Origin of the sequence: Microbacterium sp. Root322 (genome assembly GCF_001425645.1) — a bacterium.
In the GTDB taxonomy this organism is placed as follows: domain Bacteria; phylum Actinomycetota; class Actinomycetes; order Actinomycetales; family Microbacteriaceae; genus Microbacterium; species Microbacterium maritypicum.
In genome coordinates, this window is record NZ_LMCS01000003.1 from 729,590 (window position 1) to 756,293 (window position 26,704).

Consider the following 26,704-nt stretch of genomic DNA (forward strand, 5'->3'; position numbering starts at 1 on the left):
CCCTCCGGGCGTGCGATCCTGGAACTGATGAAAGAAGCACAGGGGCCGACCCCCGCAGGCACCTCCCGTCCATACCGTTCGCTCCCGGAAGCGTTGCGCGCGCATCGCATCGATCCGTCCAACCACGCGTTCATCACCGCCATCGTCGAAGAGATCGGGATCAGCTCGTTCATCGACCGCGGTCGCTACATCGAGGCGATCCGCCGTGGCGAGGGCGCTCCGCTCCACATCGGGCGCACCTACACGAACGGCTTCACCGAAGACGAGCGTCTCGTCGTCGGATCCGCCCCGTTGCGACTGCAGCCGAGCGAGGGGCGCGCACCGTACTTCTACGTCAGCCACCCGAGCGAGTTCATCCCGCTGACGCCGCCGCGTGCGGCGAAGCGCACGACGACACCTCGTGTCTCCGCGCCCCGCGCCGAGAAGGCCCCGAAGCCCGTGGAGGAGCGCGACTACGGCGTGTGCGACGTGTGCTTCATGGTGAAGACGCCGTCCGGCGGCTGCGGCTGCGACTGAACATGAGCACCGCTGCGGGATCAGCGCTCGACCGACCGCTGATCCGCCTCGCCGACCTCACGGGACCTGATGCGATCGAGGTCGGCGCGGCAGTGCGCGCCTACCTGCAGCAGACCGAGCTCGAGAAGAGCCTGCAGGAGCAGGGGACCACCCTCGCTCCGGTGCCGCCGCTGCCCGAACGCTACCTGCGCGAGGTCGAGGACCCTGCGGCGGCGTACGCCGAGCACCGGGTGCGTGTGGCGCTGCTGGGCGCACGCGTCGTCGGCGTCGTGGTCCTCTCGGTGCGCGACGAGGTGGCGGAGGTCAAGCGCCTGTGGGCGGAGCCTGCGGCGCGCGGTCGCGGGGTGGGTTCGGCGCTGCTGGACGCCGCCCTCGACGATGCGGCCGTTTTCGGTGCCGTGCAGGTGCGGCTGTCGGTGTGGGACTGGCGTGATGGTCCCGTGCGTCTGTATGAATCGCGGGGATTCGAGCGGGTGCCCTCGTGGGACGAGCGCGAGCGGCTCGTGTGCATGGTGCGCGCGGTCTGAGCCGACCGCATCACGCCGAGTGCTGAGACAGACGGTAGCGGCCGGGGGTCATCCCCACGAGCGGTGTGAACTGCTGGATGAACTGGCTGGTCGTCGCCCACCCGCAGGCCGCGGCCGTCTCGGTCACCGAGGTGCCGTCGGCGAGCAGGACGAGCGCCCGATGCACGCGCAGCTGGAGACGCCACTGCCGGTATCCCATGCCGGTCTCCCGAGGGAACAGGCGGCTCAGGGTTCGCTCGGTGGTTCCGGTGCGCATGCCGAGCTCGCCGAGGCTCACGGGCGTGGCGAGGTCGTCCTCGACGATGCGGGCCGCCCGACGCAGACGCGGGTCGTGCGGTTCCGGCAGATGCAGCGGCTGCTCGGGGGCTGTGATCGCCTCGTCGACGATGACCCGGCGCAGGTGCTCCAGCGCGCCCGCGCTGCGCGGGCGGTCGGATGTCATCGCCAGGACTGCCTCTCGTGCGAGCGGCGTCGCGACGAGGACGGCGGGGGTGGTCGGCAGCCGCGCGGCGAGCTCCGCGGTCAGGTGGACGATGCGCATGTCGGTGCGTCCGTGCGCGCGATGACGGTGCTCCGCGCCGGCGGGCACCCACGCCATGCGCGTCGATGGCGCGATCCAGGCCCCGTCGTCGGTGAGCAGTGAGAGCACTCCCGAAGCCGCATGCACCAGGTGTCCGAGCGGATGGGCATGGCGCGGTGAGGTCTCGGCGTGCGCGAAGCGGTAGGCGCCCTCCATCGGCAGAGTGGCGAGGGCGTCGAAGTCGACCAGGCTCAGATCGACGAGCCGAGCGGATTGGCGTGTATTCGACATCGCGTTGCAGTTTACGTGTTTTCTGATGCGGTGCCCGGGTGCTGGACTCGAAGCATGACCACGATGCACGAGCCGCTCGACACCGCCCCGACCCCGCTGACCACGCCGTCGGCTCGTCACGGCGGCGTCCTGTTCGGGGTCTACGTGGGCGTCGGGCTGCTGTTGATCGCGCTGAATCTCCGGATGGGCGTCGCCTCGGTCGGCCCGGTGCTCCCGGCGATCGAGCGCGACCTCGGCATCCCCTCCGCGGCGGCAGGTCTGCTGACGACGATCCCCGTGTTCGCCTTCGGTGCCTTCGCCTTCCTCACCCCCACGCTGACCCGCCGGATCGGGCTGCATCGGCTGCTCGCGCTGACGATGGTCGTCGTGGCGGTCGGCATCGGCACCCGCCTCCTCGACTCTCCGGTGGCGCTCTTCGGCGGCACGGTGCTGGTCGGCGCGGGTATCGCGGTCGCGAACGTCTGCATGCCCGCGGTGATCAAGCAGGACTTCGCGCACCGACTCGGTCTGATGATGGGGCTGTACTCCACGGCGCTGTTCGTGGGCGCTGCCGCGGCCGCCGCCTTCACGGTGCCGCTCATGACCGCGCTCGACGGGTCATGGCGTGGCGCGCTGGCGTTCTGGGCCGTTCCCGCGGTCCTCGCACTGCTGGTCTGGCTTCCCAGGGCGGTGCGCGGGTCCGCGAGCGTGGCCGGAACGCCCGGCGACGCGATCGCGGAGCCGCGGGACGAGCCGCGGATGTCGGTGCTGCTGCGCGACCCGGTCGCGTGGGCGGTCACGGTGTTCATGGGGTTGCAGAGTCTGAGCTACTACGCCGCGCTGACATGGATCCCGACGATGCTGCAGGACGCCGGAGTACCGCTGGCCGATGCCGGTCTGCTGCTGTCGTACTCGAGTTTCCCCGGGGTCGCGGCAGCGCTCCTCGCGCCGATGATGCTGCGACGTATCCGGCCGACGTGGCTGCCCGTCCTGCTCTCGACGCTGCTGTGCGCAGCGGGGCTGATCGGCCTCCTCGTCGTGCCGGGAGGAGTCGCGCCCTGGGTGTGGATGACGCTGCTCGGGCTCGGCCAGGGCACCGCCATCACGCTGTCGCTGACCTACATCGTGCTGCGGGCTCCCGACGCGGCGCACACGGCGCACCTGTCGACCATGGCCCAGGGGATCGGCTACCTGCTCGCCGGTTTCGGCCCGATCGGACTCGGCATCCTGCATGCCGCCGTCGGCGGATGGGCGCTGCCGGTCGCGGCGCTGGTCCTCCTGCTCGGTGTGCAGAGCGTCGCTGGGGCGGCGGCGAGCAGAGAGCGCCACGTGCGCGCCGGCGGCCGGTGAGTCGACCCCGGCGAACAGCGGCTCAGACGAACGCGCTCATCCCTGTGATGTCGCGCCCGAGCAGCAGCGCCTGCACGCTCTCGGTGCCCTCGTAGGTGTGGATGGCCTCGATGTCGGCCATGTGCTGCATCACGCCGTTCTCGAGGAGGATGCCGTTGCCGCCGAGCATGTCGCGGGCGGTCGAGGCGATCCGGCGCGCGGCTCGCGTGTTGTGGAACTTCGCCAGCGACGCCTGGGTCGGGCGCAGCTCGCCGGCCGTCTCGAGGTCGGCCATGCGCCGGCAGTACAGCTGCATGGCGGTGAGGTCCTCGAGCATGTGGGTGAGGCGCTCCTGGACCATCTGGAACTTGGCGAGCGGCTTTCCGAACTGCACCCGCTGGGTCGCATACGCCAGCGCCGCCTCGTAGCAGGCGGTCGCGTGTCCGAGTGCCGACCACGCGACGCCCGAGCGGGTCGCGTACAGCACGATGGAGGCATCCTTGAAGCTCTTCGTCCCCGGCAGCACGGCGTCGAGCGGAACCCGCACGTCGTCGAGCACGATGTGCGCCTGATGGATCGCGCGCAGCGAGGCCTTGCCGCGGATCACGTTGCCGGTGTAGCCGGGGGTGTCCTGTTCCACGAGGAAGCACCGCACGGCGCCGTGCTCCTCGGCGCCCTCGTCGTCGACGCGCGCCCAGACGAACGTGATGCCGCCGGAGGCGCCGTTGCCGATCCACTTCTTCGTCCCGCGGATGACCCATTCGTCGCCGTCGCGGCGAGCCACGGTCTCCAGCGAGACCGAGTCCGAGCCGTGGTCGGGCTCGGTGAGTGCGAACGACCCGAGCACCGAGCCGTCGGCGATACGAGTGAGCCATTTCTCCTGCTGGGCGGGGGAACCGAACAGCGCCAGCGTGCGCAGCGCGAGTCCGCCCTGCACCGCGAGGATCGTGCCCAGCGATCCGTCGCCGCGGGAGATCTCCATGTTCACCAGGCCCGCGGCCAGCGGGGACAGGCTCGTGAGCGCGGGGTGCTGGACGCCGTCGACGACGAGATCCATCTTGCCCATTCGCCGGGCAGCCTCGAGCGGATACTCCGCACGGTCCCAGGCATCCGCCATCTGCGGGGCGACTTCGTCGATGTAGGCCTTGGCACGGTCCCACGCCGCACGGTCGGCAGCGGGGATGTCGGAGAAGACCGCGTAGTAGTCGCTGTCCTGACGTCCGGTGATGTCGTACGACGAGACGCGCTCGCCGGGGAAGGGGGAGGCTGCAGTGCTCATGGGGCTCCTTCGTGGCACCAAGTATCGTACTCCTCGATACTCGGTTCCACGACCCTCGCGAGACTAGTCGAGCTGGGACTGCAGCCGGCGACCGACTTCGGCGATCGGCATGGAGCGGGGGAACACCGCCACGACCATGTCGTCCGGGGCGGCTACGGCATCGTCGCCGGCGACGCCGTAGCGACGACGCACATCGGCCAGCGCCGTCTGCAGTGTCGCCAGCGGCACCTTCTTGCGGCCGCGCAGCAGCTGGCGCAGCACGTGGTTGTGCACCGCCGTCACGAGGGCGGCGAAGCCGACCGCATCCAGCGGGTCGACACCGGGGAGCGCGCCGCGCAGATAGTCGTCGAACAGGCGCTCATAGCGGAAGACCGTGATGATCTCGCGTTCGCGCAGCACGGGCACCTGACGCACGATCTGGTAGCGGCGCCTGGCGAGTTCCGGATCGTGCGCGAAGTGGGCGAAGACCGACTCGGAGGCTGCGCACACCGCACCCCACGGATCGTCGTGTCCCTCGTCGAGGAACTCTCTGAGCTGTTCCAGGAGCACCTCGTGATCGGCGAAGACCACGTCCTCCTTGCCGCCGAACTGGCGGAAGAACGTCGAGCGGGAGACGCCGGCGGCCTTGGCGATCTGCTCCACCGACGTCTGGTCGAACCCCTGAGCGCTGAAGAGTTCGAGCGCCGCGGCGACGACGCCGGTGCGCAGTTCTGCGGATTCGTGCATGGCGAAAGCCTAGACCTCGCCGGGCGGAGACGCCGAGGCGCCGACGTCATACTGAGGAGCGTGAGAGATGACGGGATCCCGGCCGGCTGGTTCGACACGCGGCGGCGCGGCACGCGGCGCTGGTGGGACGGCACACGATGGACCCCCCACATCACCGTGCACGGGCGGCGGACGACTCTGGCCGAGGACAGTGCGGCGGTGCGCAGACAGCTGCTCGTGAGCGAGCTCGTGCTCGCGGCGGTGCTGGTCGGGGCGATACTCATCGCCCTGTGGGGCTCCCTGCCGGTGCTCGTGGTGCGCCCCGTGATCGTCGCCACCGGCGCCGCTCTGGTGGTGCTGCCGTTCCTGATCACCCGGCAGCTGCGTCGGGCCGCGCTTCCGGCGCGACGAGCAGGGGTGCCCACCCAGCGCTGAGAGCCGGGGCCGCAGGAGCGCCCAGGCCGAGGTAGTAGGCTGGGGGACTGGTCGATGTCTCGACATCGAGAGAATTACCAGACAGCAGCCCAGTGAAGGAACCACAGTGGATCTGTACGAGTACCAGGCACGAGACGTTTTCGAAAAGTACGGAGTGCCGGTCCTCGCCGGCATCGTCGCGGACACCCCTGAAGAGGTGAGGGCGGCTGCCGAGAAGATCGGCGGAGTGGTCGTCGTCAAGGCTCAGGTCAAGACCGGCGGCCGTGGAAAGGCGGGCGGCGTCAAGGTCGCCAAGACGCCCGACGAGGCGTATGAGGCAGCGAAGGCCATCCTCGGCCTCGACATCAAGGGTCATGTCGTCAAGCGCGTCATGGTCGCGCAGGGCGCGCGCATCGCCGAGGAGTTCTACTTCTCCGTGCTGCTCGACCGCGCCAACCGCTCCTACCTGAGCCTCTGCTCGGTCGAGGGTGGCATGGAGATCGAAGAGCTCGCCGTCGAGCGCCCCGAGGCGCTCGCGCGCGTCGAGGTCAACCCGCTCACCGGCATCGACAAGGCGAAGGCCGTCGAGATCGCCCGCGCGGCGAACTTCCCGGAAGACCTCGTCGAGAAGGTCTCCGACGTCTTCGTGAAGCTCTTCGACGTCTACAAGGGCGAGGACGCGACGCTCGTCGAGGTCAACCCGCTGGTCCGCACCGAAGAGGGCGACATCATCGCGCTCGACGGCAAGGTCACGCTCGACGACAACGCCTCCGAGATCCGCCACCCCGAGCACGAGGCGCTCGAGGACAAGGACGCCGCAGACCCGCTCGAGGCCAAGGCCAAGGAGTCGGGCCTCAACTACGTGAAGCTCGACGGCGAGGTCGGCATCATCGGCAACGGCGCAGGACTGGTCATGTCCACGCTCGACGTGGTCGCCTACGCGGGCGAGAACCACAACGGTGTGAAGCCGGCCAACTTCCTCGACATCGGCGGCGGCGCTTCGGCTGAGGTCATGGCCGCCGGCCTCGACGTCATCCTCGGCGACCCGCAGGTCAAGAGCGTGTTCGTCAACGTCTTCGGCGGCATCACGGCGTGCGACGCCGTCGCCAACGGCATCAAGGGTGCCCTCGAGACGCTGGGCGCCACGGCCTCCAAGCCGCTCGTCGTGCGCCTCGACGGCAACCGCGTCGACGAGGGTCGTGCGATCCTCGCCGAGTACGCGCACCCGCTCGTGACCCTGGCCGCCACCATGGACGAGGGCGCCGACAAGGCCGCCGAGCTCGCCAACGCCTGAGACTGAAGGACGAGAAGAATGTCGATTTACCTCAACAAGGACTCCAAGGTCATCGTCCAGGGCATCACCGGCGGCGAGGGCACCAAGCACACCGCACTGATGCTCAAGGCCGGCACCCAGGTCGTCGGTGGCGTGAACGCCCGCAAGGCCGGCACCACGGTCTCGCACACCGACAAGGACGGCAACGCCGTCGAGCTGCCCGTCTTCGGCTCGGTCGCCGAGGCCATGAAGGAGACCGGCGCCGACGTGTCGATCGCCTTCGTGCCCGGCGCCTTCACGAAGGACGCGATGATCGAGGCCATCGATGCCGAGATCCCGCTGCTCGTCGTGATCACCGAGGGCGTTCCCGTCGGCGACTCGGCCGAGGCCTGGGCCTACGCCCAGAGCAAGGGCAACAAGACCCGCATCATCGGCCCGAACTGCCCCGGCATCATCACGCCGGGCGAGGCGCTCGTGGGCATCACGCCGGCGAACATCACGGGCAAGGGACCGATCGGACTCGTGTCGAAGTCGGGCACCCTGACCTACCAGATGATGTTCGAGCTGCGCGACCTGGGCTTCTCCACCGCCATCGGCATCGGCGGCGACCCGGTCATCGGCACCACGCACATCGACGCGCTCGCCGCGTTCGAGGCCGACCCGGAGACCAAGGCGATCGTGATGATCGGCGAGATCGGCGGCGACGCCGAGGAGCGTGCGGCCGACTACATCAAGGCGAACGTCACCAAGCCGGTCGTCGGCTACGTCGCGGGCTTCACCGCTCCCGAGGGCAAGACCATGGGTCACGCCGGTGCGATCGTGTCCGGTTCCGCCGGTACCGCTCAGGCGAAGAAGGAGGCCCTCGAGGCCGCCGGCGTCAAGGTCGGCAAGACGCCGTCCGAGACGGCAGACCTGATGCGCGCGATCATCGAAGCGCTCTGATCTGAGCTACGCTTGATCTGAAGGCCCCGGACTCCACTCCGGGGCCTTCTTTCATGCCCGTCCGTGCCCGTTCGGTCGGCTGCTCGACGGCGGGCAGCGCCCCGGCTCAGCTCCGCGGCGCCACGGCATTCAGGAAGCGATCGAGCGCCGCGTGCGCATCCGTTCGCGCGTCCTCGTCGTCCGGACGGGCGACGAGCCAGAGGGCCAGTTCGTTCATCGCCCCGGACAGCGCCGCCGTGAGCGGGCCCAGCAGGGCGGGGGAGACGCCGGCCTCGCGCAGACCGGTGCGCAGCTCCTGCTCCGGTCCCTCTCCGTCGAGTCGGCGCCACTCCTCCCAGCCCAGAACGGCAGGACCGTCGATGAGCAGCACGCGCGACGCCGCTCCCCGGGTGATGGCGTCGAGGAACGCGTGGCTGCCGTCGCGGAGCGCGGTGTCCGGGGTGCTTTCCGCGGTGGCTGTGACGATCGCATCGGCGACGATCCGCTGCTGCTCCGCGGCGACGGCGGCGAACAGCAGCGGCTTCGACGTGTAGTGGTGATAGACGGCTCCACGGGTCACCGCAGATGCGCGGGCGATCTCGTCGACGGACGCTGCCCCGTATCCCTGCGCGGCGAAGTGGGACGCGGCGGTCTCGAGAATGCGTCGTGCAGTCTCGGCGGCGTCGGCCGCGGATGCTCGGGCCATGGTCTTCCTTTACATGCAGGTTGTATGTATCCTAGTCCCGCCAGATACAAACACAGTGTACGTAAGAGGGGCAGTCATGCAGATCACGAGCTTCTATCCGGTGCTGATGGTGGACGATGTCGCCACCGCCGCGCGCTTCTATCGCGAGGAGCTCGGCTTCGAGGTGGTGTTCGAGGCCGACTGGTACGTGAGCCTGCGCATCGACGGCGGTGAGCTCGCGATCCTCGACCGGGCGCACGAGACGATTCCGGAGGGCTTCCGCGAGCCCGTGCGCGGTCTGCTGCTGAACGTCGAGGTGCCGGATGCGGCTTCCGAACATGCGCGACTGGTGGGGGAGCAGGGTCTTCTTGAGCGACTGCCCCTTCGAGACGAGGCCTTCGGGCAGCGGCACTTCATCGTCGAGGCGCCTGGCGGCGTGTTGATCGACGTGATCGAGCCGATCGAGCCGTCGCCGGAGTTCGCGGCCGCCTACGCCTGAGCCTCGAGAGGTGGCCGTCTTCCTCAGATGCATGACTTCTCGACGGATGCATGACTGCTCGGGGCGTGCGCTCCTGCATCCGGCGGATGCTCATGCATGTGACGGCCGCGGCGGATGCAGGCACGAGAGAGGGGCGGGTGCCGCAGCACCCGCCCCTCTCTCGTGATCTCGGATCGGTGTCAGATCCCGACGCCGAAGAGGGCCTCGATCGGACCTCGGGCGAAGAAGATCAGGAAGCCGGCGCCCACGACCCACAGCAGCGGGCTGATGGTCTTGGCCTTGCCGGAGAACGCGTGGATGAGCACCCAGCTGACGAAGCCCGCACCGATGCCGTTCGCGATCGAGTAGGTCAGAGGCATGACCGAGACGGTGAGGAACACCGGCAGCAGCACGCGGAAGTCGCTGAAGTCGATGTAGCGGATCTGCGCCATCATCATCGCACCGACGATGATCAGCGCTGCGGCGGCGATCTCGGTGGGGACGATCGAGGTCAACGGGGTCAGGAACATCGCGATCAGGAACACCACGCCGGTGACGACGTTCGCGAGACCCGTGCGGGCGCCCTCGCCGATGCCGGCACCCGACTCGATGAAGACCGTGCTCGAGGACGAGGAGGTCGCACCACCGGCGATCGCACCGACGCCCTCGACCACCAGCGCCGACTTGATGCGCGGGAAGTCCCCGTTGTCGTCGGCGAGGTTCGCCTCCTTGGCGAGGCCCGTCATGGTGCCCATCGCGTCGAAGAAGTTCGTGAACAGCAGTGTGAAGACGATCATCACGATCGCGACGAGGCTGACCTTGCTGAGGTCGAAGCTGAAGTCGACGGCGCCGATCAGGCTGAGATCGGGAACGCCGACGGGAGAGCCGCTGAGCGCAGGTACCGTGAGGCCCCAGCCGCCGGGGTTCACCACGTTGCCCTCGTCGTCGAAGCCGCGGGCGCCGATGTGCCAGATCGCCTCGACGATGACCGCGAGCACGGTGCCGCCGATGAGGCCGATCAGCATGCCGCCCTTGATCTTGAGAGCGACGAGGATGCCGGTGAGCAGCAGCGTGATCACGAACAGCAGGGTCGGCACGGTCGCGACCGAGCCGTTCACACCGAGGCCGACCGGGGGAGACGAGGCGCCGGTCGCGGTGACGAAGCCCGAGTTGACGAAGCCGATGAAGGCGATGAACAGGCCGATGCCGACCGTGATGGCGATCTTCAGCTGGAAGGGGACGGCGTCGAAGATCGCCTTGCGCAGCCCGGTGGCGGCGAGCAGCACGATGACGACACCGTTGATCATGACGAGTGCCATGGCCTCGGGCCAGGTCACCTGACCGACGACCGAGAACGCGACGAAGGCGTTGATGCCGAGTCCTGCGGCGAAGCCGAACGGCAGGCGCGTGACGAGCCCGAACAGGATCGTCATCACGCCGGCGGTCAGGGCGGTGGCGGCGCCCACGGCGTTGAAGCTGAGCATGTCTCCGGCGACGTCGGGCTTGCCGGAGAGGATGATCGGGTTGAGGATCACGATGTAGGCCATCGTGACGAACGTCACCAGACCCCCTCGGATCTCGGTGCCGATCGTGGATCCGCGCTTGCTGATCTCGAAGAAGCGGTCCAGGGAGTTCTTGGGCTCGGTGGATGCCGGGGCGGGCGGGGCAGTTGTCATCGGGAAACCTCCGGAGAAACGCTATCGTGTCGCCGACCTCACGCGCGCCCCCGGGGCTTCGTCGGCAACTCGTCGTAGTCTCGAAACGCTATGCAACGCCTCCTCGTCGCGCTCCTCGCCGCCTTCGACGCCGCCATCGCCGCGGCGGTCGGTCTCGTCGTGCTGCTCGCGCCGCTGACGCTGCTGTGGACGCTCGCCTTCGGCATCACCGCCGACTGGGGCGCGCTCTGGCCGCTCACCGGGACGCTCTGGGAGTTCGGCCATGGGGTGCCTCTGGCGGTCACCATCCCGGACGAGCTCCTCGTCGCTCTCGCGATCCCGTCGGAGGCGGCCTCGTTCGCGGTGTCGATCACCCCGCTGGCGTTCCTGCTCTTCACGCTGCTCTTCGCCGCGCGCTCGGGGTCCAGGACCGCGTCGGCCGGGGCCTGGCTGCTCGGATCGTTGTCGGGCACGGTGGTGTTCGCCGCGATCTCCACGGGCGTCGCGCTGACGGCGCGGCTGGAGGCCGTGCAGACCCCGCTCCTCCTCGCGATCGTCCTCCCTGCCGCCGTCTACCTCGTCGGTACGCTCTGCGGTGCCGTCCGCGTCGCATGGGAGGAGGGCGACGGTGGCATCCTCGACCGTCTCCACGACCGTATCGACGCCCGCGAGGACTGGGCGCCCGTGCCTGTCGCGATCGTGCGCGGCACGGCCTTCGCGCTCGTCGGCGTCGTCGGCGCGGCAGCCCTGGCGCTCGCCGTGATGACGCTGTTCCGGGGCGGCGAGGTCGTCGCCCTGTTCCAGTCCGCCCGCGTCGATGCGCTCGGTGCGACCGTGATGACCCTGGCGCAGCTCGTCTACCTGCCGACCCTCATCGTGTGGGCCGCATCCTGGCTCGCCGGTCCCGGCTTCGCCGTCGGAGCGGGAACCGCGGTGTCGCCCGCGGGCACGCAGCTGGGCGTCGTGCCCGGCATCCCCGTGTTCGGGCTGCTGCCCGAGAACAGCTCGATGTGGATGCTGATCGTCGTGCTCGTCCCGATCGCCGCCGGGGCGTTCGCAGGCTGGGCCGTTCGTTCCCGTCTCGTCTGGGAGGGCACGCCGCTGGGCATGATGCAGCGCGCCGCGATCGCGGTGGGGATCGCCGGCGTGAGCGCGGGAGTCTTCGGTCTCGCGGCCGTGCTGGCGAGCGGTTCGATGGGTCCGGGTCGACTGGCGGAGGTCGGCCCCTCGGCACCGGCGTTCATGCTCGCGCTGGGTCTGGAGGTCCTCGTGGGAGCGGCGATCCTGCTGCTCTCCCCGCGCCATCGCGATGAGTTGGCCGAGGAGCGCACCGACCGCTGGATCGCCGAGATGACGGAGCTCGACCCGAGCCTCACGTCGGCCGGTGCACCCGCGGCCGGTGCGGTGCCGGGGATCCCCTTCTCCGACACGCAGACCTTCGACGACACGGCACCCCTGGACGATCTCCGCGGCTTCACACCGCCTCGAGTCGACCGCGACTGACACCCGCCGCGTATGTGCGGACGTCGGGCGGAACAGGTCGTCCCACCCCGGTAGACTGGGCGCGTGCTCACGGTCGCCGTTCTCATCTCGGGCACCGGCTCGAATCTTCGCGCCCTCCTCGAGGCCGCTCGTCATCCCGATTTCCCCGCCAGGGTGATCGTCGTCGGAGCCGACCGCGAAGCCGACGGGCTCGCTCACGCCGAGGAGTTCGGCATCCCCAGTTTCACGGTGCCGTGGCACGAGCACGACAGCCGCGAGGCGTGGGGCGAAGAGCTCGCGCGCCAGCTCGCCGTCTGGAACCCGGACCTCGTGGTCCTCAGCGGACTCATGCGTCTGCTGCCGCCGTCACTCGTCGCGCAGTACTCGCCGCGCCTCATCAACACCCATCCCGCATTCCTGCCCGAGTTCCCCGGTGCGCACGGCGTCCGCGATGCGCTCGCCTCCGGTGCGGCCGAGACCGGCGCCAGCGTCATCGTCGTCGACGACGGTGTCGACACCGGCCCGATCCTGGCCCAGGAACGAGTCCCGATCCTCGACGGCGACACCGAGCACAGCCTGCACGAGCGGATCAAGCCCGTCGAGCGCCGTCTGCTCATCGACGTCGTCCGCGCGATCGCCGACGGTGATCTCGCCCTCAGCCCTTCTTCCTGACCCCTCCACCCGACGCCCCCGCACGAAGGAGCCATCATGGCCGGCCCCCGCCACGACCCCACGCTCTACCGCGACCGCGACACCGTGCCGATCCGGCGCGCGCTCGTCTCGGTGAGCGACAAGACCGACCTGCTCGTCCTGGCCGCGGCTCTGGCCGATGCGGGTGTCGAGATCGTCTCGACCGGTTCGACGGCGTCGACCATCCGCGATGCGGGCTTCCCTGTCACAGACGTGGCCGCCGTCACGGGCGTCGCCGAGATGCTCGACGGACGCGTCAAGACGCTGCACCCCAAGATCCACGGCGGCCTTCTCGCCGACCTGCGCCTCGAGGACCATGAGCGCCAGCTCGCCGAGCTCGACATCACCCCCTTCGAACTGGTCGTCGTCAACCTCTACCCCTTCGTCGAGACCGTCGCCTCGGGCGCCGTCGGCGACGACGTGGTCGAGCAGATCGACATCGGCGGACCCGCGATGGTGCGTGCCGCGGCGAAAAACCACGCCAACGTGGCGATCGTCGTCTCGCCGCAGTCGTACCCCGGGATCATCGCAGCGCTCGCCCAGGGCGGCACCTCGGTCTCCCAGCGCCGCGAGCTCGCCGCCCGTGCCTTCGCGCACACGGCGGCCTACGACACGGCGGTCGCCTCCTGGTTCGCCGAGGGCACGCTGCAGGACGACGGCGACCTCCCGACCCATCTCACGATCCAGGCCGAGCGCCTCGCCACCCTCCGCTACGGCGAGAACTCGCACCAGCGCGGCGCGATCTACACGCGCGCCGGCGGTCACGGCATCGCTCAGGCCAGGCAGCTGCAGGGCAAGGAGATGTCGTACAACAACTACGTCGACGCGGATGCCGCCCTGCGCGCCGCGTACGACATGATCAAGCCCGCCGTCGCGATCATCAAGCACGCCAACCCGTGCGGCATCGCGACCACCGCGCCGAACGCCCTCGACCCGATCGCCAGCGCCCACCTGCGCGCCCACGAGTGCGACCCGGTCTCGGCCTACGGGGGCGTGATCGCGGCGAACGGCACGGTGACGCTCAAGATGGCAGAGAACCTCAAGGACATCTTCACGGAGGTCATCGTCGCGCCGTCGTTCGAGCCGGCCGCGCTCGAGGTGTTCAAGGCGAAGAAGAACCTGCGTCTGCTGCAGCTGCCCGAGGACTGGCAGCAGGAGCGCATGGACGTGCGCCTCGTCTCCGGCGGACTGCTGCTGCAGGATGCCGACCGCTTCCCCGACGACATCGTCTCGGTCGCGAAGAACTGGGAGCTCGTCTCGGGAGAGCGTCCGAGCGACGAGGAGATGGAGAACCTCATCTTCGCCTGGAAGGCGTGCCGCGCGGTCAAGTCGAACGCGATCGTGCTCGCGAAGGACAACGCCACGGTGGGTGTCGGCATGGGCCAGGTCAACCGCGTCGACTCGTGCCGCCTCGCGGTCGAGCGTGCGGGGGAGCGCGCCGCCGGATCGGTCGCGTCGTCCGATGCCTTCTTCCCGTTCGCGGACGGGGCCCAGGTGCTGATCGACGCCGGAGTCACGGCGATCGTGCAGCCGGGTGGCTCGGTGCGCGACGAGGAGGTCGTGGACGCTGCGCGCAAGGCCGGCGTGACGATGTTCTTCACCGGGGAGCGTCACTTCTTCCACTGAGCGCTCGCCGTCATCGGGAACGCGTTCCCGTCGCGCGCCCGCGTGGCACCTATATACTGGGGGCTCACTGGGGCGATGGGGCGACAGTATGGAAGCACAGGCGCGTGCGACGTCGAACGAAGGCATGTCGGCTGTGCCGTGGCTGAGACCGACGTCCTATTGGATGCCGGCGCACTTCGTGGATTCGGCCTGGGTCACGCACGGTGCGTTCGCCGCCTGGCTCATCGACGTGCTGCGCCCGCGAGACGTGGTGGAACTGGGCACGCACAACGGCTTCTCGTGCTTCGCTTTCGCCGAGGCCGCGAAGAGGCTCGGGCATCCGCTCACCATCAACGCCCTGGACAGCTGGGAGGGCGATGACCACGCCGGCTTCTACGACGATTCCATCTACCAGTCCGTGCGCTCGATCGCGTCGCGCGACTACCCGTCGTCGGTCGAACTGCATCGCGGCTACTTCTCCGACACGCGTCCGCGTTTCGCCGCGGCGTCCGTCGATCTCCTGCACATCGACGGACGCCACGGGTACGAGGACGCCCGCGAGGACTACGAGCAGTGGCGTGACACGGTTCGCGACGGAGGAGTGATCCTCTTCCACGACATCGCCGAACGACGCGACGACTTCGGCGTATGGCGCCTCTGGGAGGAGATCTCCGAACCAGGGCGCGTGTTCGCATTCGAGCACGGGCATGGGCTCGGTGTGCTCGCGGTGGGGGACATCCGGCACGAGCCGCTGCGCGCACTCTTCGAGGCGGAGACGTCGGTCGCCGACCGGATCCGCGTTGACTTCGAGCGTCTCGGCGAGATGATCGCCCAGGTCGCGCGCATCCCGCATCTGGAGGCGGAGGTCGCGTCCCTGCATGACGTCGTGGACATGTTGCAGACGGAGCGGGCGCGCCTGTCGGATGTGATCGTGGCGCGCGACGACGCCATCGCAGCGGTGCACCGCAGTGCGAGCTGGAAGGTGACGAAGCCGTTGCGCGCAGCCGGGCGGATGGTTCGACGAGGCCGCTGACGCGAGGGTGAGCCGCCCTACGGCAGTCATGTCCGATTTCCGCCAGTCGACGTCGGCGGAGGGTGGCAGAGTGGGGGCATGACCTTCCCCGCGAGCGGCTTCGACGAGCGCTACCGTGCGATCAGCGCACGCGACACCCGCTTCGACGGGCAGTTCGTGACGGCCGTGCGATCGACCGGGATCTATTGCCGTCCGAGCTGCCCTGCACGCACGCCGAAACCGCAGAACGTGACGTTCTATCCCACGAGCGCCGCCGCGCACGAGGCCGGGTATCGGGCATGCAAGCGGTGTCTGCCTGAAGCCGCGCCCGGTTCTCCGGCGTGGGACATCCGCGGCGACACCGCCGCGCGTGCGATGCGCCTGATCTCCGACGGCGTCGTCGAGCGCGAGGGCGTCCCGGGGTTGGCCGCGCGCCTGGGATACTCCAGCAGGCACCTCACGCGCCTGCTCAGCACCGAGCTCGGCGCCGGCCCTCTCGCGTTGGCGAGGGCGCATCGAGCGCACACCGCGCGGATGCTTCTCGTGGGCACCGACATGCCCATCTCCGACGTCGCCTTCTCCGCCGGTTTCGCCAGCATCCGCCAGTGCAACGACACGATCCGCGAGGTCTTCGCACTCACACCGGGTGAGCTCAGGGCACGTCGCCGGTCGCACGCGTCGGCGGCACCCGGCGCGATCGACCTCGTGCTGCCGTACCGAGGACCGCTCGACGCGAGCGGCATCTTCGCCTGGATGGCCGCGCGCGCCGTCCCCGGGATCGAGGAGGTCACGGCGACGTCGTTCTCCCGACACCTGCGCATGTCGGGCGGTCCCGCCTGGTTCGAGGTGCGCCAGGACGAGACGGCGCGCCTGCATCTGCGCGCCCGCGTCGCGCGGCTGGGCGACCTGGCCCCGCTGGTGTCGACGGTGCGGCGCATCTTCGACCTCGATGCCGACCCGCTCGCGATCGAAGAGGCGCTCTGCGCGCACCCCGAGCTCGCGCCGCTCGTCGCCCGCACTCCGGGCATCCGCGTGCCGGGATCCGCCGATCCGCACGAGATGCTCGTCCGTGCCATGGTCGGGCAGCAGATCACCGTGGTCGCCGCCCGCACGGCGCTCATCGCCCTCGCCGAGGCTCTCGGGGAGCGCACCGACAGCGGCCTGCTGTTCCCGACCATGACGGCGATCGCCGAGCGCGGTGCCGAGGTGCTGCGTGGACCGGCCGCCCGTATCCGCGCCATCACGGGCGCCGCAGCCGCTCTCGCCGACGGGTCCCTGCGGCTGACGGTCGGCGACGACGGCACCGAGCAGCGTGCCGCACTGCTCGCGATGCCGGGTATCGGCCCCTGGACCGCCGACTACGTGCGCATGCGTGTGCTCGGCGATCCCGATGTGCTGCTGCCGGGTGACGTCGCACTGCGCGCCGGCGCGGCGGCGGCGGGCCTGCCCGGGGAGGCCCGAGCACTCACGGCGTGGTCCGAGCGCACCGCACCGTGGCGCAGCTACCTCAGCGCACACCTCTGGCGCGCCGCCCCGGTGCGCCCTGCCGCATCTCGGCGCGCATCCGCCGCCCACCCCGCCCCCACCGCCCACCCCGCCCCCACCGGCGACACCACGACGAAGGAGACCTCATGACCGCCATCCTCCAGACCATCGAGACCCCGGACGGCGCTTTCACGATCCTCGCCGACGACCGTCAGCGGGTGCTGGCCTCCGGCTGGACCTCCGACGTCGAGGCGATCCTCGGCCGGCTGTCCGCTGCGCATCGTCCCGAGGAGTTCCGCGAGGGAGAGACCGATGCCGCAGCCGCCGCACTCGCCTACTATGCGGGCGAACTCTCGGCCATCGACGCGGTCGCCGTGAAGCAGTCCGGAACCGCGCTCCAGCTCGCCGGCTGGTCGGCGCTTCGGGCGATCGAGCCGGGCGAGCCGCTGACCTACACGAGCTTCGCGACACAGCTCGACAACCCTCGGGCCGTGCGGGCGGCGGCGTCCATCTGCGCCCGCAACGCGCCCGCGCTGTTCGTGCCCTGCCATCGCGTGCTGCGTACCGACGGCAGCCTCGGCGGATTCGCCTGGGGTCTCGACGTCAAGGAGAGTCTGCTCGCGCGGGAGAGCGCCGGCGTTTGAGTCGCGGGCACCACGACGGGTTGTCGTCATGGTGCCCGTCGACGAAGCAACCGCACCGACGCGGCCGTAGGCTCATCCCGTGACCGCCAACGATGCACTCGTCCTCCACCGCCGTGCCGTCGTCGCCGACGCGCACAACGACCTGCTGTGCTCGGTGGCGACCCGCCCCTCGGATGAGTGGTCGGACTACTTCCGTACGCAGTGGCTCCCGCAGCTGCAGGAGGGCGGTGTGGACCTTCAGGTCCTGCCCGTGTTCATCGACGACGTGTACCGCCCGGAGGGGGCACTGCGTCGCACCTTGCGCATGATCGAAGCCGCCCACCGGCTGGCGGAGGGCAACGCGGACGCCGTCGGGCTGTGCCTGGACGGTGATGACATCGACCGCGTGATCGGCGAAGGGCGCATCGCGCTGGTGCTCGCCCTGGAGGGGATGCCCGGAATCGCCGACGACGTCGAGCTGCTGGAGACCGTGCATCGCCTCGGGATCCGGATCGGCGCGGTCGCGCACTTCGGACGCAGCGCCTTCGCCGACGGCAGCGGCGAAGACGCCGCGGGCAGCAGGCTCACCCGCACCGGAATCCGGGCGCTCGCGGAGATGGAGCGCGTCGGCATGATCTTCGACATCAGCCATCTCGGAGCGGGCGGAGTCGACCACGTGCTCGAGATCGCCACACGGCCCGTCATGGCCACGCATTCCTCGGCGCGTGCGCTGTTCGACCACCACCGCAACCTGACCGACGCGCAGATCGCCGGGGTCGCGGAGAGCGGGGGAGTCGTGTGCGTCAACTTCTTCGCGCCCTACCTGCACGAGAGCGCCTACACGATCGACACCCTGATCGACCACTTCGAGCGGGTGGTGTCGGTCGCCGGGATCGCGCACGTCGGGATGGGGTCGGACTTCGTCCGCGAGGTGCTCGCGGACACGACGGCGCCGTGTTGCGTGCAGACGACGATCGAGGGAGTCCCCGCCGACCGGTACCTCCCGGGACTCGATGGTCCGACCGGGCTTCCGCTCGTGACCGAGGCTCTGCTGCGCCGCGGCTGGCCGGAGGCGGACATCCTCGCCGTGCTGGGCGGCAACCTGCGACGCTTCCTCCGGTCGGAGCTCGCCGTCACCGCCGGCGCCTGAGCGTCACGAGGTCTCCTTTCCCGCGACCTCGACGATCGCGGTGCAGGAATCGGGAATGACTCTTGCTTTCAGCTGGTTCACAGCAATAGGCTGGTGGGCTGTCGCGCCAACCGGACGACATCGCCGAGCCCCTGAGGAGGACACCATGACCACGATCGCCATCGCGCGGATCGCAGCTCTCGGCTCGACCACGGCGCGCCCGCTCTCCTAGAGCCACCCCGCCCCTTCTTCGTCGGATGCCGGACTCTGTGAGTCCGCTCTCGCATCCGTCCCCTTCCGCACCCGCTGTCCATACGAAACTCGTCTGAGAGACATGTCTTCCTCGCCTTCCGCGCAGAACCCCTCGCCGTCATCGACTCTTTCCACTCCGGCCGCACTGTGGCGCCTGAAGCCCTTCGTGAAGCCCGTCATCTGGCGGCTCGCCGGCGGTGCCGCCAGCGCGCTCATCGCCGCCGTCATCGCCCTGATGATCCCGATCGTTCTCGAGCAGATCATCAGCGGCCCGGTCTACTCCGGTGATCTCAGCGCCATCGTCTGGGGCGCCGTCGCCGTCTTCGCCCTCGCTCTCGGCGAGGCACTGATGGTCTGGCTGCGACGCCAGTTCGTGCTCAACCCCTCGACCGAGGTCGAGTACAAGATGCGCACCGAGCTCTACTCGCGCCTGCAGACCCTCCCGGTGTCGTTCCACGACAGGTGGGGCTCCGGTCAGCTGCTCAGCCGCATGATGCAGGACATCGGCCTCATCCGCCGCTGGCTCGCGTTCGGCCTCGTGCTGCTCGTGGTCAACATCCTCACGATCATCATCGGATCCGTGCTGCTGTTCCGGTGGCACTGGCTGCTGGGCGTGATCTTCCTGGTGACCGCGATCCCGCTGTGGATCCGCGGCTACCTGTTCGAGAAGCGCTACGGCGCCCTCACCCGTCGCAGCCAGGATCAGGCCGGTGACCTCGCCACCAGCGTCGAGGAGAGCGTGCACGGCATCCGCGTGCTCAAGGCGTTCGGGCGCGGCAAGCACGCCCTCAGCCGCTTCAGCCGTCAGGCCGAGACTCTGCGCGAGACCGAGATGAGCAAGGCCGGCGCGATCGCGTCCATCTGGTTCTGGCTCGACCTCATGCCGCAGATCGCGTTCGGTCTGAGCCTGATGTCGGGCATCTGGCTGATCTCGGTGGGGCAGATCGACGAGGCGCAGCTGTTCGCGTTCTTCGCGATGGCGGTCGTGCTGCGCTGGCCCATCGAGTCGATCGGCTTCCTGTTCTCGTTCATGCTCGACGCCCGCACGGCGACCGACCGTGTGTTCGACATCTTCTCGGAGACCAACACCATCACCGACCCGGAGAACCCGGTGCACATCGAGAACCCCCGCGGAGAGCTCGCGTTCGAGAACGCGCACTTCCGCTACCAGGATGCGGGCGCCCACGAGCGCGATCTGCTCGACGGCATCGACCTGGTGCTGCGCCCCGGTGAGACCATGGCGCTGGTCGGACTCACCGGCAGCGGCAAGACCACGCTCACCACGCTGCCCACTCGTCTGTACGACGTGACCGGTGGCAGGGTCACGCTCGACGGCGTCGATGTGCGCGACCTTCCGCTCGCGGAACTCCGTCAGCACATCGCGATGGCGTTCGAGGACGCGACGCTGTTCTCGGCGACGGTCCGGGAGAACGTGCTCCTCGGCCGTGCCGAGCTCGATGTGCACAGCGAGGAGGGGGAGCGCGTGCTGCGCGAAGCCCTCGACGTCGCCCAGGCGTCGTTCGTCGATGCGCTGCCCGACGGCGTCGAGACGGTCATCGGCGAGGAGGGGCTCAGCCTCTCCGGCGGCCAGCGGCAGCGACTCGCCCTCGCTCGCGCGGTGGCGGCGAATCCGAAGGTTCTCGTCCTCGATGACCCGCTGTCGGCGCTCGACGTCGACACCGAGGCTCTCGTCGAGGAGGCCCTTCGCCACGTGCTCGCCGACACCACGGCCATGATCGTCGCGCACCGGCCATCGACCGTGGCGCTCGCCGACCGCGTGGCCCTGCTGGAAGCCGGTCGCGTGACGGCGGTGGGCACGCACTCCGAGCTGCTGAAGACGAGCCGGCACTACCGTCACGTCATCTCCAGCCTGGAGGCGGAGGAGGCGGCGCGGACCGGGGCGATCCCGGTGATCCGCGATGAACAGGCCGAGATCGACGAAGAGGTCCAGGAGGGCCTCGGGATGCGAGCCGCCGACGAAGACCCGATCACCGAGAAGGAGGTGCAGCGATGAGCTCCGCCATCACCGGAACCCAGAACGAGGACCGTTCCGAATACACCCGTGACGAGAGCAGGGAGATCCGTCGTCGGTCCCTCCGACTGCTCGGATCCCTGGTCAGCCCTCTGAAACCGCGGATCGTGCTGGCCGCCGCGGTGCTGGTCGTGTCGACCGCTCTGCAGGTCGCCGGCCCCATCCTCATCAGCATCGGCCTCGACCGCGCACTGCCTGCGGCCATCGAACGGGCCGACTGGATGCCGACCTTCATGATCGGCGGCATCTACCTGCTGGCGGGAGCGCTGGCCGCCGTCCTGATCGCCTGGTACGTGATCATCGCCGCCAAACTCACCCAGGCGGTGCTGCTCGATCTGCGCAAGCGCATCTTCCTGCACACCCAGCGCCTCAGCCTGGAGTTCCACGAGTCGTACACGTCTGGCCGCATCATCTCGCGCCAGACGAGTGACCTCGACTCGATCAAGGAGCTCCTGGACGGCGGCCTGAACGAGCTCGTCTCCGGCGTGCTCTTCGGCCTGTTCACCTTCATCGCCCTGTGCGTGTGGGACTGGCAGTCCGGACTCATCCTCGCGATCGGCGGAGTGCCGCTGTTCTTCCTGATGAAGTGGTTCTACTCGCGCTCGCAGCTCGTCTACCGCGAGTCGCGCGTGATCAGTGCCAAGGTGATCGTGCAGTTCGTCGAGACGATGACCGGCATCCGTGCCGTGAAGGCGTTCCGCAAGGAGCCCCGCAACGACAAGGCGTTCCAGGACATCGCGGGCGAGTACCGCGATGTCAACCGTCGCTCGATGCTGCTGTTCGGCACGTTCGAGCCCGGACTCATGGGCGTGGCCGCGCTGGTGCTCGGCATCGTCGTGCTGTGGGGCGGCATCCGCGTCTCCGAGGGGGCGCTCACGGTCGGTGTGCTGCTGTCCGCCGTGCTGTACGTGCGCAACTTCTTCGCTCCGATGCAGGAGATCGCCATGTTCCTGAACTCCTACCAGTCGGCGACGGCCGCGCTGGAGAAGGTGTCGGGCGTGCTCGAAGAGGTGCCGACGGTTCCGGACCCCGAGAAGCCGGTCGACCTGTGGGAGTCGCGCGGACACATCGAGTTCGACGAGGTGACCTTCGGGTACAACGGCGAGAAGACGATCCTCCCGAACTTCTCGCTCGACATCCCGGCGGGGCAGACGATCGCCCTGGTGGGAACGACCGGTGCCGGCAAGTCGACGCTCGCCAAGCTCATCTCGCGCTTCTACGACCCCTCCGAAGGGCGGGTGACCCTCGACGGGGTCGATCTGCGCTCGCTGCACCCGAAGGATCTCCGTCGCGCGATCGTCATGGTCACGCAGGAGGCCTACCTGTTCAGTGGAACCGTCGCCGACAACATCGCACTCGGCAAGCCGGAGGCGACGCTCGACGAGATCAAGGCCGCGGCACGCGCCGTAGGGGCCGACGGCTTCATCTCGTCGCTGCCGGACGGCTACGGCACCGATGTGAACAAGCGCGGTGGGCGGGTCTCGGCCGGTCAGCGCCAGCTCATCTCCTTCGCCAGGGCGTTCCTCGCCGACCCTGCGGTGCTGATCCTCGACGAGGCCACGGCATCGTTGGACATCCCGTCGGAGCGTCTGATCCAGGATGCGCTGCAGACTCTTCTCAAGGACCGGACGGCGATCATCATCGCGCACCGACTGTCGACGGTCGCGATCGCCGACCGGGTGCTGGTGATGGAGCACGGCCGCATCATCGAGGACGACACCCCCGCCGCGCTCATCAGCGGCACCGGGAAGTTCGCGCAGCTGCACGCAGCCTGGCAGGAGACGCTCGTCTGACCACTCCCTCGACGGCTGCGGCCATGCCCGACCTCGCCGGTGCGGCGGGGCCTCCATGGCCGCAGTCGTCGAGGGGTGGGCGAGCACCCGTGGGTGAGCGTCGAGCGCGGCGCGTGGGTAGCATCGAGGTATGGACCCGTTGCTGCTCGTCGCCGAGTGGTGGTGGATCGCGCCGACTGCGGTCGCCGCGGGGACGGTGGGTGTGATGGGAATACGTCGTCGCAACAGCACGGTCAGCGGACGCCGCCTCGCGGTCGACGCCGCGCGTCACGACCTCAGGGAGGCGCAGCTGGCTGCGGCCGAGCGACGCACCGCGTGGAAGATCGCGCGTGCCGACCTGGCTCGCGTCACCGCGGAGCGGGCCGCTCAGCGCGCGACCGCCGAACAGGTGGCGGGAGCGCGACGGATGCTCAAGGAGCGCGAGCGCGATGCGAAGGCCGCCTCGGCGGATGTGCGCGCGCGTCAGGTCCGCCTCAACGCCGCGAGAGCCGCGGTGCCCTCGGCATCGGAGCCTCGCCCCCTGGAGCGTCTGCACGCCGCGCATGAGGCCGTGACCGTCCGGTGGATGCGGTACGAGACCGACCCCGCCCTGCAGATCTCCTACCCGGCGATGACTGATGTGAAGCATCCGCAGACGGCGGCATACCTCCGCGCCGCAGGTCACGCGGCAGAGATGCGCCGCGCGGCAGCCGGGCGCATCACCCCGGCGGAGTTCGCCGCCTATCGCGATGCCGTCGCCGACCTGGAGCGCGCCTTCGAGGCGGCAGAGCACGCTGCCAAGGTACAGGCAGGGGAGGCACCGGAGGCGGCGGCGTGGCAGGACGCCGCGCAGGACATGCTCAACCGTTCGGCCGAAGCGATCGATCGGGCGGCGGGCGCTGCCGCCGCGGCGCTGTCGTCGTGGACGAGCCGTCGCAAGCCCGGCGGCAAGCCGGACGATCGCCCCTGACGCCCAGGCGCGCGACCGCGTGAGAGCGCTCCCCTCGAGCACTGTGAAGGGCGACGAGGTCTCGATGGGGGAGGGGATTCGAGACCCCGCCGCCCGGTCTAGGTCGTGACGCGGATCTCGGCGATGACCTCGCCGTAGGCGGTCTCGCCCACGGGAGTGAAGCCGACGCGGTGGAAGAAGGTCTCCGGCCCGCCCTCGCCGGCCTCGTAGATCACGTTGACGTGGTCTACGCCGCGTTCGCGGGCTTCGTCGACGAGCGCCTCGACGGCGTACCGGCCGACACCGCGGCCCTGGTCGTCGGCGTCGACGTTGATGCGCCACAGCACGGAGCGGAAGTGCTCCTCCGGTGCTTCGGCGTCGAAGTTGGCACTCACGAAGCCGACGACCTCGTTGCGATCCAGGATCACCCGCTGCCAGGAGGTCTGCGGGTTGATGACGGTCGCTGCGATCCCGTACGAGACCGGAGCGAGGAACTGCTCCTGTCCGGGCTTGAGCGACAGGTTGTTCACGGCGACGATCGTCGCAGCGGAGAGTTCGACCATGCGCAGTTCGGACATGGAACCAGGCTAACCCCTCCGGGCGCACCGGACACGTTTCAGGGGAACATTTCGCCGTGCTGTGGCCGTTCGTCGACATCCGAACGGCCATCGGTCGCAGGCCGGGGCCACGGCGTCAGACCTGCTCAGGTATCTTGGTATCGAGACAAATAGCCCCGTGAACGGAGAACCTCCCGGTGACCGACGACGCCATCATCTACACGCACACAGACGAGGCACCGGCGCTCGCCACCGCCTCGTTCCTTCCGATCATCCAGGCATACACCGGCCAGGCCGGCATCGAGGTCGAGACCCGCGACATCTCGCTGGCCGGCCGCATCCTCGCCGCCTTCCCGCAGAAGCTCACCCCGGAGCAGCAGGTGGGCGACTCGCTCGCCGAGCTCGGCGGTCTCGCCACGCTCCCCGAGGCGAACATCATCAAGCTGCCGAACATCTCGGCCTCCATCCCGCAGCTGAAGGGGGCGATCGCCGAGCTCCAGAAGCAGGGCTACGACATCCCCGACTTCCCGGACGAGCCGTCCTCCCTCGAGGAGAAGGACGTTCGCGCGCGCTACGACCGCATCAAGGGCTCCGCCGTGAACCCGGTGCTGCGCGAGGGCAACAGTGACCGCCGTGCCCCGCTCGCGGTGAAGAATTACGCCAGGAAGCACCCTCACCGCAACAAGCCGTTCGCCGCGGGATCCAAGACCCGCGTCGCGACACTCGGTCACGATGACTTCAAGCACAACGAGCGCTCCTGGGTCGCCGCCCACGACGACGTGCTGAGCTTCCGCCACACGGCGCACGACGGCACGGTCACCGTGCTGAAGGAAGGCCTCAAGGTCCTGCCGCGCGAGATCATCGACGCGACGTTCCTCTCGGCCAAGGAGCTCGACGCCTTCCTCGCCGAGACGCTCGCCCAGGCCAAGGCCGACGACGTGCTGTACTCGGTGCACCTCAAGGCGACCATGATGAAGGTCAGCGACCCGATCATCTTCGGTCACGTCGTGAAGGCGTTCTTCGCCGATGTGTTCGCGCAGTACGGTGACAAGCTCGCCGCAGCCGGACTCAGCGCCAACGACGGTCTCGGCTCGATCCTCTCGGGTCTGGCCAACGTGGCGGACGGCGCGGAGATCGCCGCCGCCTTCGACAAGGCCATCGCCGAGGGGCCGCGTCTGTCGTACGTGAACTCCGACAAGGGCACCACGAACCTGCACGTGCCGAGCGATGTGATCGTCGACGCATCGATGCCCGCACTGGTGCGCAACGGCGGCAAGCTCTGGGGCAAGGAGGGCGAAGAGGCGGACACGCTCGCCGTCATCCCCGACTCGTCGTACGCGGGCGTCTACCAGGCCGTGATCGACGACGTGATCGCGAACGGCCCGTTGGACCCGGCGACCATCGGCACCGTCCCCAACGTGGGGCTCATGGCGCAGGCGGCCGAGGAGTACGGCAGCCACGACAAGACCTTCGAGATCGCCGCAGACGGCATCGTGCAGGTCCTCGACGGTGAGGGGACCGTGCTCATCGAGCACACGGTCGGCAAGGGCGACATCTGGCGCGCGACGCAGACCAAGCACATCCCGGTGATGGACTGGGTCAAGCTCGCGGTGACCCGCGCCAGGGCGACCGGCGACCCCGCCGTGTTCTGGCTCGACGCGAACCGCTCGCACGATGCGCAGATCATCGCCAAGGTGCACCAGGGTCTCGCGACGCTCGACACCAAGGGCCTCACGATCACGATCCTCGCGCCCGAGGAGGCCACGCGTTACACGCTCGCACGCATGCGCCACGGGCTCGACACGATCTCGGTCACCGGCAACGTGCTGCGCGACTACCTGACCGACCTGTTCCCGATCCTCGAAGTCGGCACGAGCGCCAAGATGCTCTCGATCGTGCCGCTGCTCGCGGGCGGCGGGCTGTTCGAGACCGGTGCGGGCGGTTCCGCACCCAAGCACGTGCAGCAGCTGGTCGAGGAGAACTACCTGCGCTGGGATTCGCTCGGCGAGTTCTTCGCGCTGGCCGCGTCGCTCGAGCACTTCGCCGACCGCACGGGCAACGACAAGGCCCGTGTGCTCGCCGAGACGCTGGATGCCGCCACCGGAATCTTCCTCGAGGAGGACCGTTCGCCCGGCCGTGCCCTGGGCACGATCGACAACCGCGGCAGCCACTTCTACCTGGGCCTGTACTGGGCTCAGGAGCTGGCGAAGCAGACGAAGGACGCCCAGCTCGCCGCCGCCTTCGCGCCGATCGCCGCCACGCTGGCGCAGAACGAGGAGACCATCGTCTCCGAGCTCAACGCGGTGCAGGGCAAGCCGGTCGAGATCGGCGGCTACTACCGTCCGGACGACGCGCTGGTCGAGGCCGTCATGCGTCCCTCTGCGACGCTGAACGGCATCGTCGACGCACTGCGCTGACGCGAGAGAAGGGGGCGGATGCTGCGGCATCCGCCCCCTTCTTCGTACCCGGGCGGCTCCGGGAGACGGCCTGGCGCCGTCAGCGGAGGGCACACCGACTTCGGAACCGTGCCGCCGTCAGGAGCGC

The 26,704-nt window shown here is 69.3% G+C and carries 24 protein-coding genes; 18 read left to right on the forward strand and 6 right to left on the reverse strand.

Going from position 1 to position 26,704, the window contains the following annotated elements; all coding sequences use genetic code 11:
- Positions 1-27 precede the first annotated feature (27 nt).
- Positions 28-516, forward strand: a complete 489-nt coding sequence (locus tag ASC55_RS15895) for a hypothetical protein (RefSeq protein WP_127481982.1) — start codon at positions 28-30, stop codon at positions 514-516.
- 2 nt (positions 517-518) lie between these two features.
- Entirely contained in the window at positions 519-1,043 is a 525-nt protein-coding gene (locus ASC55_RS15900) for a GNAT family N-acetyltransferase (RefSeq protein ID WP_055877428.1), read from the forward strand.
- Between the two features lie 10 nt (positions 1,044-1,053).
- On the opposite strand, the gene ASC55_RS15905 is transcribed toward ASC55_RS15900, so the two are convergent.
- Complete coding sequence (locus ASC55_RS15905; protein WP_157559476.1) at positions 1,054-1,854, reverse strand: AraC family transcriptional regulator; 801 nt, start codon at positions 1,852-1,854, stop codon at positions 1,054-1,056.
- A gap of 54 nt (positions 1,855-1,908) precedes the next feature.
- On the opposite strand from ASC55_RS15905, the gene ASC55_RS15910 reads away from it, so the two are divergent.
- On the forward strand, positions 1,909-3,183 hold the full coding sequence (locus ASC55_RS15910; protein WP_055877431.1) for a CynX/NimT family MFS transporter: 1,275 nt from the start codon (positions 1,909-1,911) through the stop codon (positions 3,181-3,183).
- A gap of 22 nt (positions 3,184-3,205) precedes the next feature.
- On the opposite strand, the gene ASC55_RS15915 is transcribed toward ASC55_RS15910, so the two are convergent.
- Positions 3,206-4,441: an acyl-CoA dehydrogenase family protein gene (locus tag ASC55_RS15915; RefSeq protein WP_055877434.1), complete on the reverse strand. Its 1,236-nt coding sequence runs from the start codon at positions 4,439-4,441 to the stop codon at positions 3,206-3,208.
- A gap of 63 nt (positions 4,442-4,504) precedes the next feature.
- Entirely contained in the window at positions 4,505-5,167 is a 663-nt protein-coding gene (locus tag ASC55_RS15920) for a TetR/AcrR family transcriptional regulator (protein ID WP_017828317.1), read from the reverse strand.
- Between the two features lie 60 nt (positions 5,168-5,227).
- Between ASC55_RS15920 and ASC55_RS15925 the strand changes: the two genes are divergently transcribed.
- The 3 genes from ASC55_RS15925 (at position 5,228) to sucD (ending at position 7,775) form a co-directional block, all read left to right on the forward strand.
- Entirely contained in the window at positions 5,228-5,581 is a 354-nt protein-coding gene (locus tag ASC55_RS15925; RefSeq protein ID WP_055877437.1) for a DUF2510 domain-containing protein, read from the forward strand.
- Between the two features lie 106 nt (positions 5,582-5,687).
- A complete protein-coding gene (gene sucC / locus ASC55_RS15930) occupies positions 5,688-6,854 on the forward strand; it encodes an ADP-forming succinate--CoA ligase subunit beta (protein WP_055870494.1) in 1,167 nt (388 codons plus the stop codon).
- An 18-nt stretch (positions 6,855-6,872) separates the two neighbouring features.
- Positions 6,873-7,775 (forward strand): succinate--CoA ligase subunit alpha, encoded by a 903-nt coding sequence (sucD, locus tag ASC55_RS15935; RefSeq protein WP_055870498.1) that lies wholly within the window; start codon positions 6,873-6,875, stop codon positions 7,773-7,775.
- Positions 7,776-7,881: 106 nt separating this feature from the next.
- On the opposite strand, the gene ASC55_RS15940 is transcribed toward sucD, so the two are convergent.
- On the reverse strand, positions 7,882-8,460 hold the full coding sequence (locus ASC55_RS15940; protein ID WP_055877440.1) for a TetR/AcrR family transcriptional regulator: 579 nt from the start codon (positions 8,458-8,460) through the stop codon (positions 7,882-7,884).
- Between the two features lie 76 nt (positions 8,461-8,536).
- Between ASC55_RS15940 and ASC55_RS15945 the strand changes: the two genes are divergently transcribed.
- The gene (locus tag ASC55_RS15945; RefSeq protein ID WP_055877444.1) at positions 8,537-8,938 is read left to right on the forward strand and encodes a VOC family protein; all 402 of its coding nucleotides are present in this window, start codon (positions 8,537-8,539) and stop codon (positions 8,936-8,938) included.
- 179 nt (positions 8,939-9,117) lie between these two features.
- On the opposite strand, the gene ASC55_RS15950 is transcribed toward ASC55_RS15945, so the two are convergent.
- Positions 9,118-10,593 carry an NCS2 family permease gene (locus tag ASC55_RS15950; RefSeq protein WP_055870506.1) on the reverse strand — a complete coding sequence of 492 codons (1,476 nt, stop codon included), beginning with the start codon at positions 10,591-10,593 and terminating at the stop codon, positions 9,118-9,120.
- 90 nt (positions 10,594-10,683) lie between these two features.
- On the opposite strand from ASC55_RS15950, the gene ASC55_RS15955 reads away from it, so the two are divergent.
- From ASC55_RS15955 to ASC55_RS16000, 10 genes are all read left to right on the forward strand, one after another.
- Positions 10,684-12,075, forward strand: coding sequence for a cell division protein PerM (locus ASC55_RS15955; protein WP_055877447.1), 1,392 nt, complete (start codon positions 10,684-10,686; stop codon positions 12,073-12,075).
- A gap of 63 nt (positions 12,076-12,138) precedes the next feature.
- Positions 12,139-12,726: a phosphoribosylglycinamide formyltransferase gene (purN, locus tag ASC55_RS15960; RefSeq protein WP_017828325.1), complete on the forward strand. Its 588-nt coding sequence runs from the start codon at positions 12,139-12,141 to the stop codon at positions 12,724-12,726.
- 36 nt (positions 12,727-12,762) lie between these two features.
- A complete protein-coding gene (gene purH, locus ASC55_RS15965) occupies positions 12,763-14,370 on the forward strand; it encodes a bifunctional phosphoribosylaminoimidazolecarboxamide formyltransferase/IMP cyclohydrolase (RefSeq protein ID WP_055870512.1) in 1,608 nt (535 codons plus the stop codon).
- Between the two features lie 124 nt (positions 14,371-14,494).
- Positions 14,495-15,382, forward strand: coding sequence for a class I SAM-dependent methyltransferase (locus ASC55_RS15970; protein WP_235562602.1), 888 nt, complete (start codon positions 14,495-14,497; stop codon positions 15,380-15,382).
- A 78-nt stretch (positions 15,383-15,460) separates the two neighbouring features.
- Positions 15,461-16,996 (forward strand): DNA-3-methyladenine glycosylase 2 family protein, encoded by a 1,536-nt coding sequence (locus ASC55_RS15975; protein ID WP_055877448.1) that lies wholly within the window; start codon positions 15,461-15,463, stop codon positions 16,994-16,996.
- Positions 16,993-17,490: a methylated-DNA--[protein]-cysteine S-methyltransferase gene (locus tag ASC55_RS15980; protein ID WP_055877451.1), complete on the forward strand. Its 498-nt coding sequence runs from the start codon at positions 16,993-16,995 to the stop codon at positions 17,488-17,490. Before ASC55_RS15975 ends, ASC55_RS15980 begins: the two co-directional genes overlap by 4 nt.
- 79 nt (positions 17,491-17,569) lie before the next feature.
- The gene (locus ASC55_RS15985; protein ID WP_055870521.1) at positions 17,570-18,619 is read left to right on the forward strand and encodes a dipeptidase; all 1,050 of its coding nucleotides are present in this window, start codon (positions 17,570-17,572) and stop codon (positions 18,617-18,619) included.
- 313 nt (positions 18,620-18,932) lie between these two features.
- Complete coding sequence (locus ASC55_RS15990) at positions 18,933-20,864, forward strand: ABC transporter ATP-binding protein (protein WP_055877454.1); 1,932 nt, start codon at positions 18,933-18,935, stop codon at positions 20,862-20,864.
- Entirely contained in the window at positions 20,861-22,675 is a 1,815-nt protein-coding gene (locus tag ASC55_RS15995) for an ABC transporter ATP-binding protein (protein WP_055877456.1), read from the forward strand. Before ASC55_RS15990 ends, ASC55_RS15995 begins: the two co-directional genes overlap by 4 nt.
- Positions 22,676-22,805: 130 nt before the next feature.
- On the forward strand, positions 22,806-23,624 hold the full coding sequence (locus ASC55_RS16000) for a hypothetical protein (RefSeq protein WP_055870530.1): 819 nt from the start codon (positions 22,806-22,808) through the stop codon (positions 23,622-23,624).
- A gap of 98 nt (positions 23,625-23,722) precedes the next feature.
- On the opposite strand, the gene ASC55_RS16005 is transcribed toward ASC55_RS16000, so the two are convergent.
- On the reverse strand, positions 23,723-24,181 hold the full coding sequence (locus ASC55_RS16005; RefSeq protein ID WP_055870534.1) for a GNAT family N-acetyltransferase: 459 nt from the start codon (positions 24,179-24,181) through the stop codon (positions 23,723-23,725).
- A gap of 176 nt (positions 24,182-24,357) precedes the next feature.
- Here ASC55_RS16005 and ASC55_RS16010 point away from each other — a divergent pair, with 176 nt between their 5' ends.
- Positions 24,358-26,577, forward strand: coding sequence for an NADP-dependent isocitrate dehydrogenase (locus ASC55_RS16010; RefSeq protein WP_055877459.1), 2,220 nt, complete (start codon positions 24,358-24,360; stop codon positions 26,575-26,577).
- Positions 26,578-26,704: the final 127 nt, after the last annotated feature.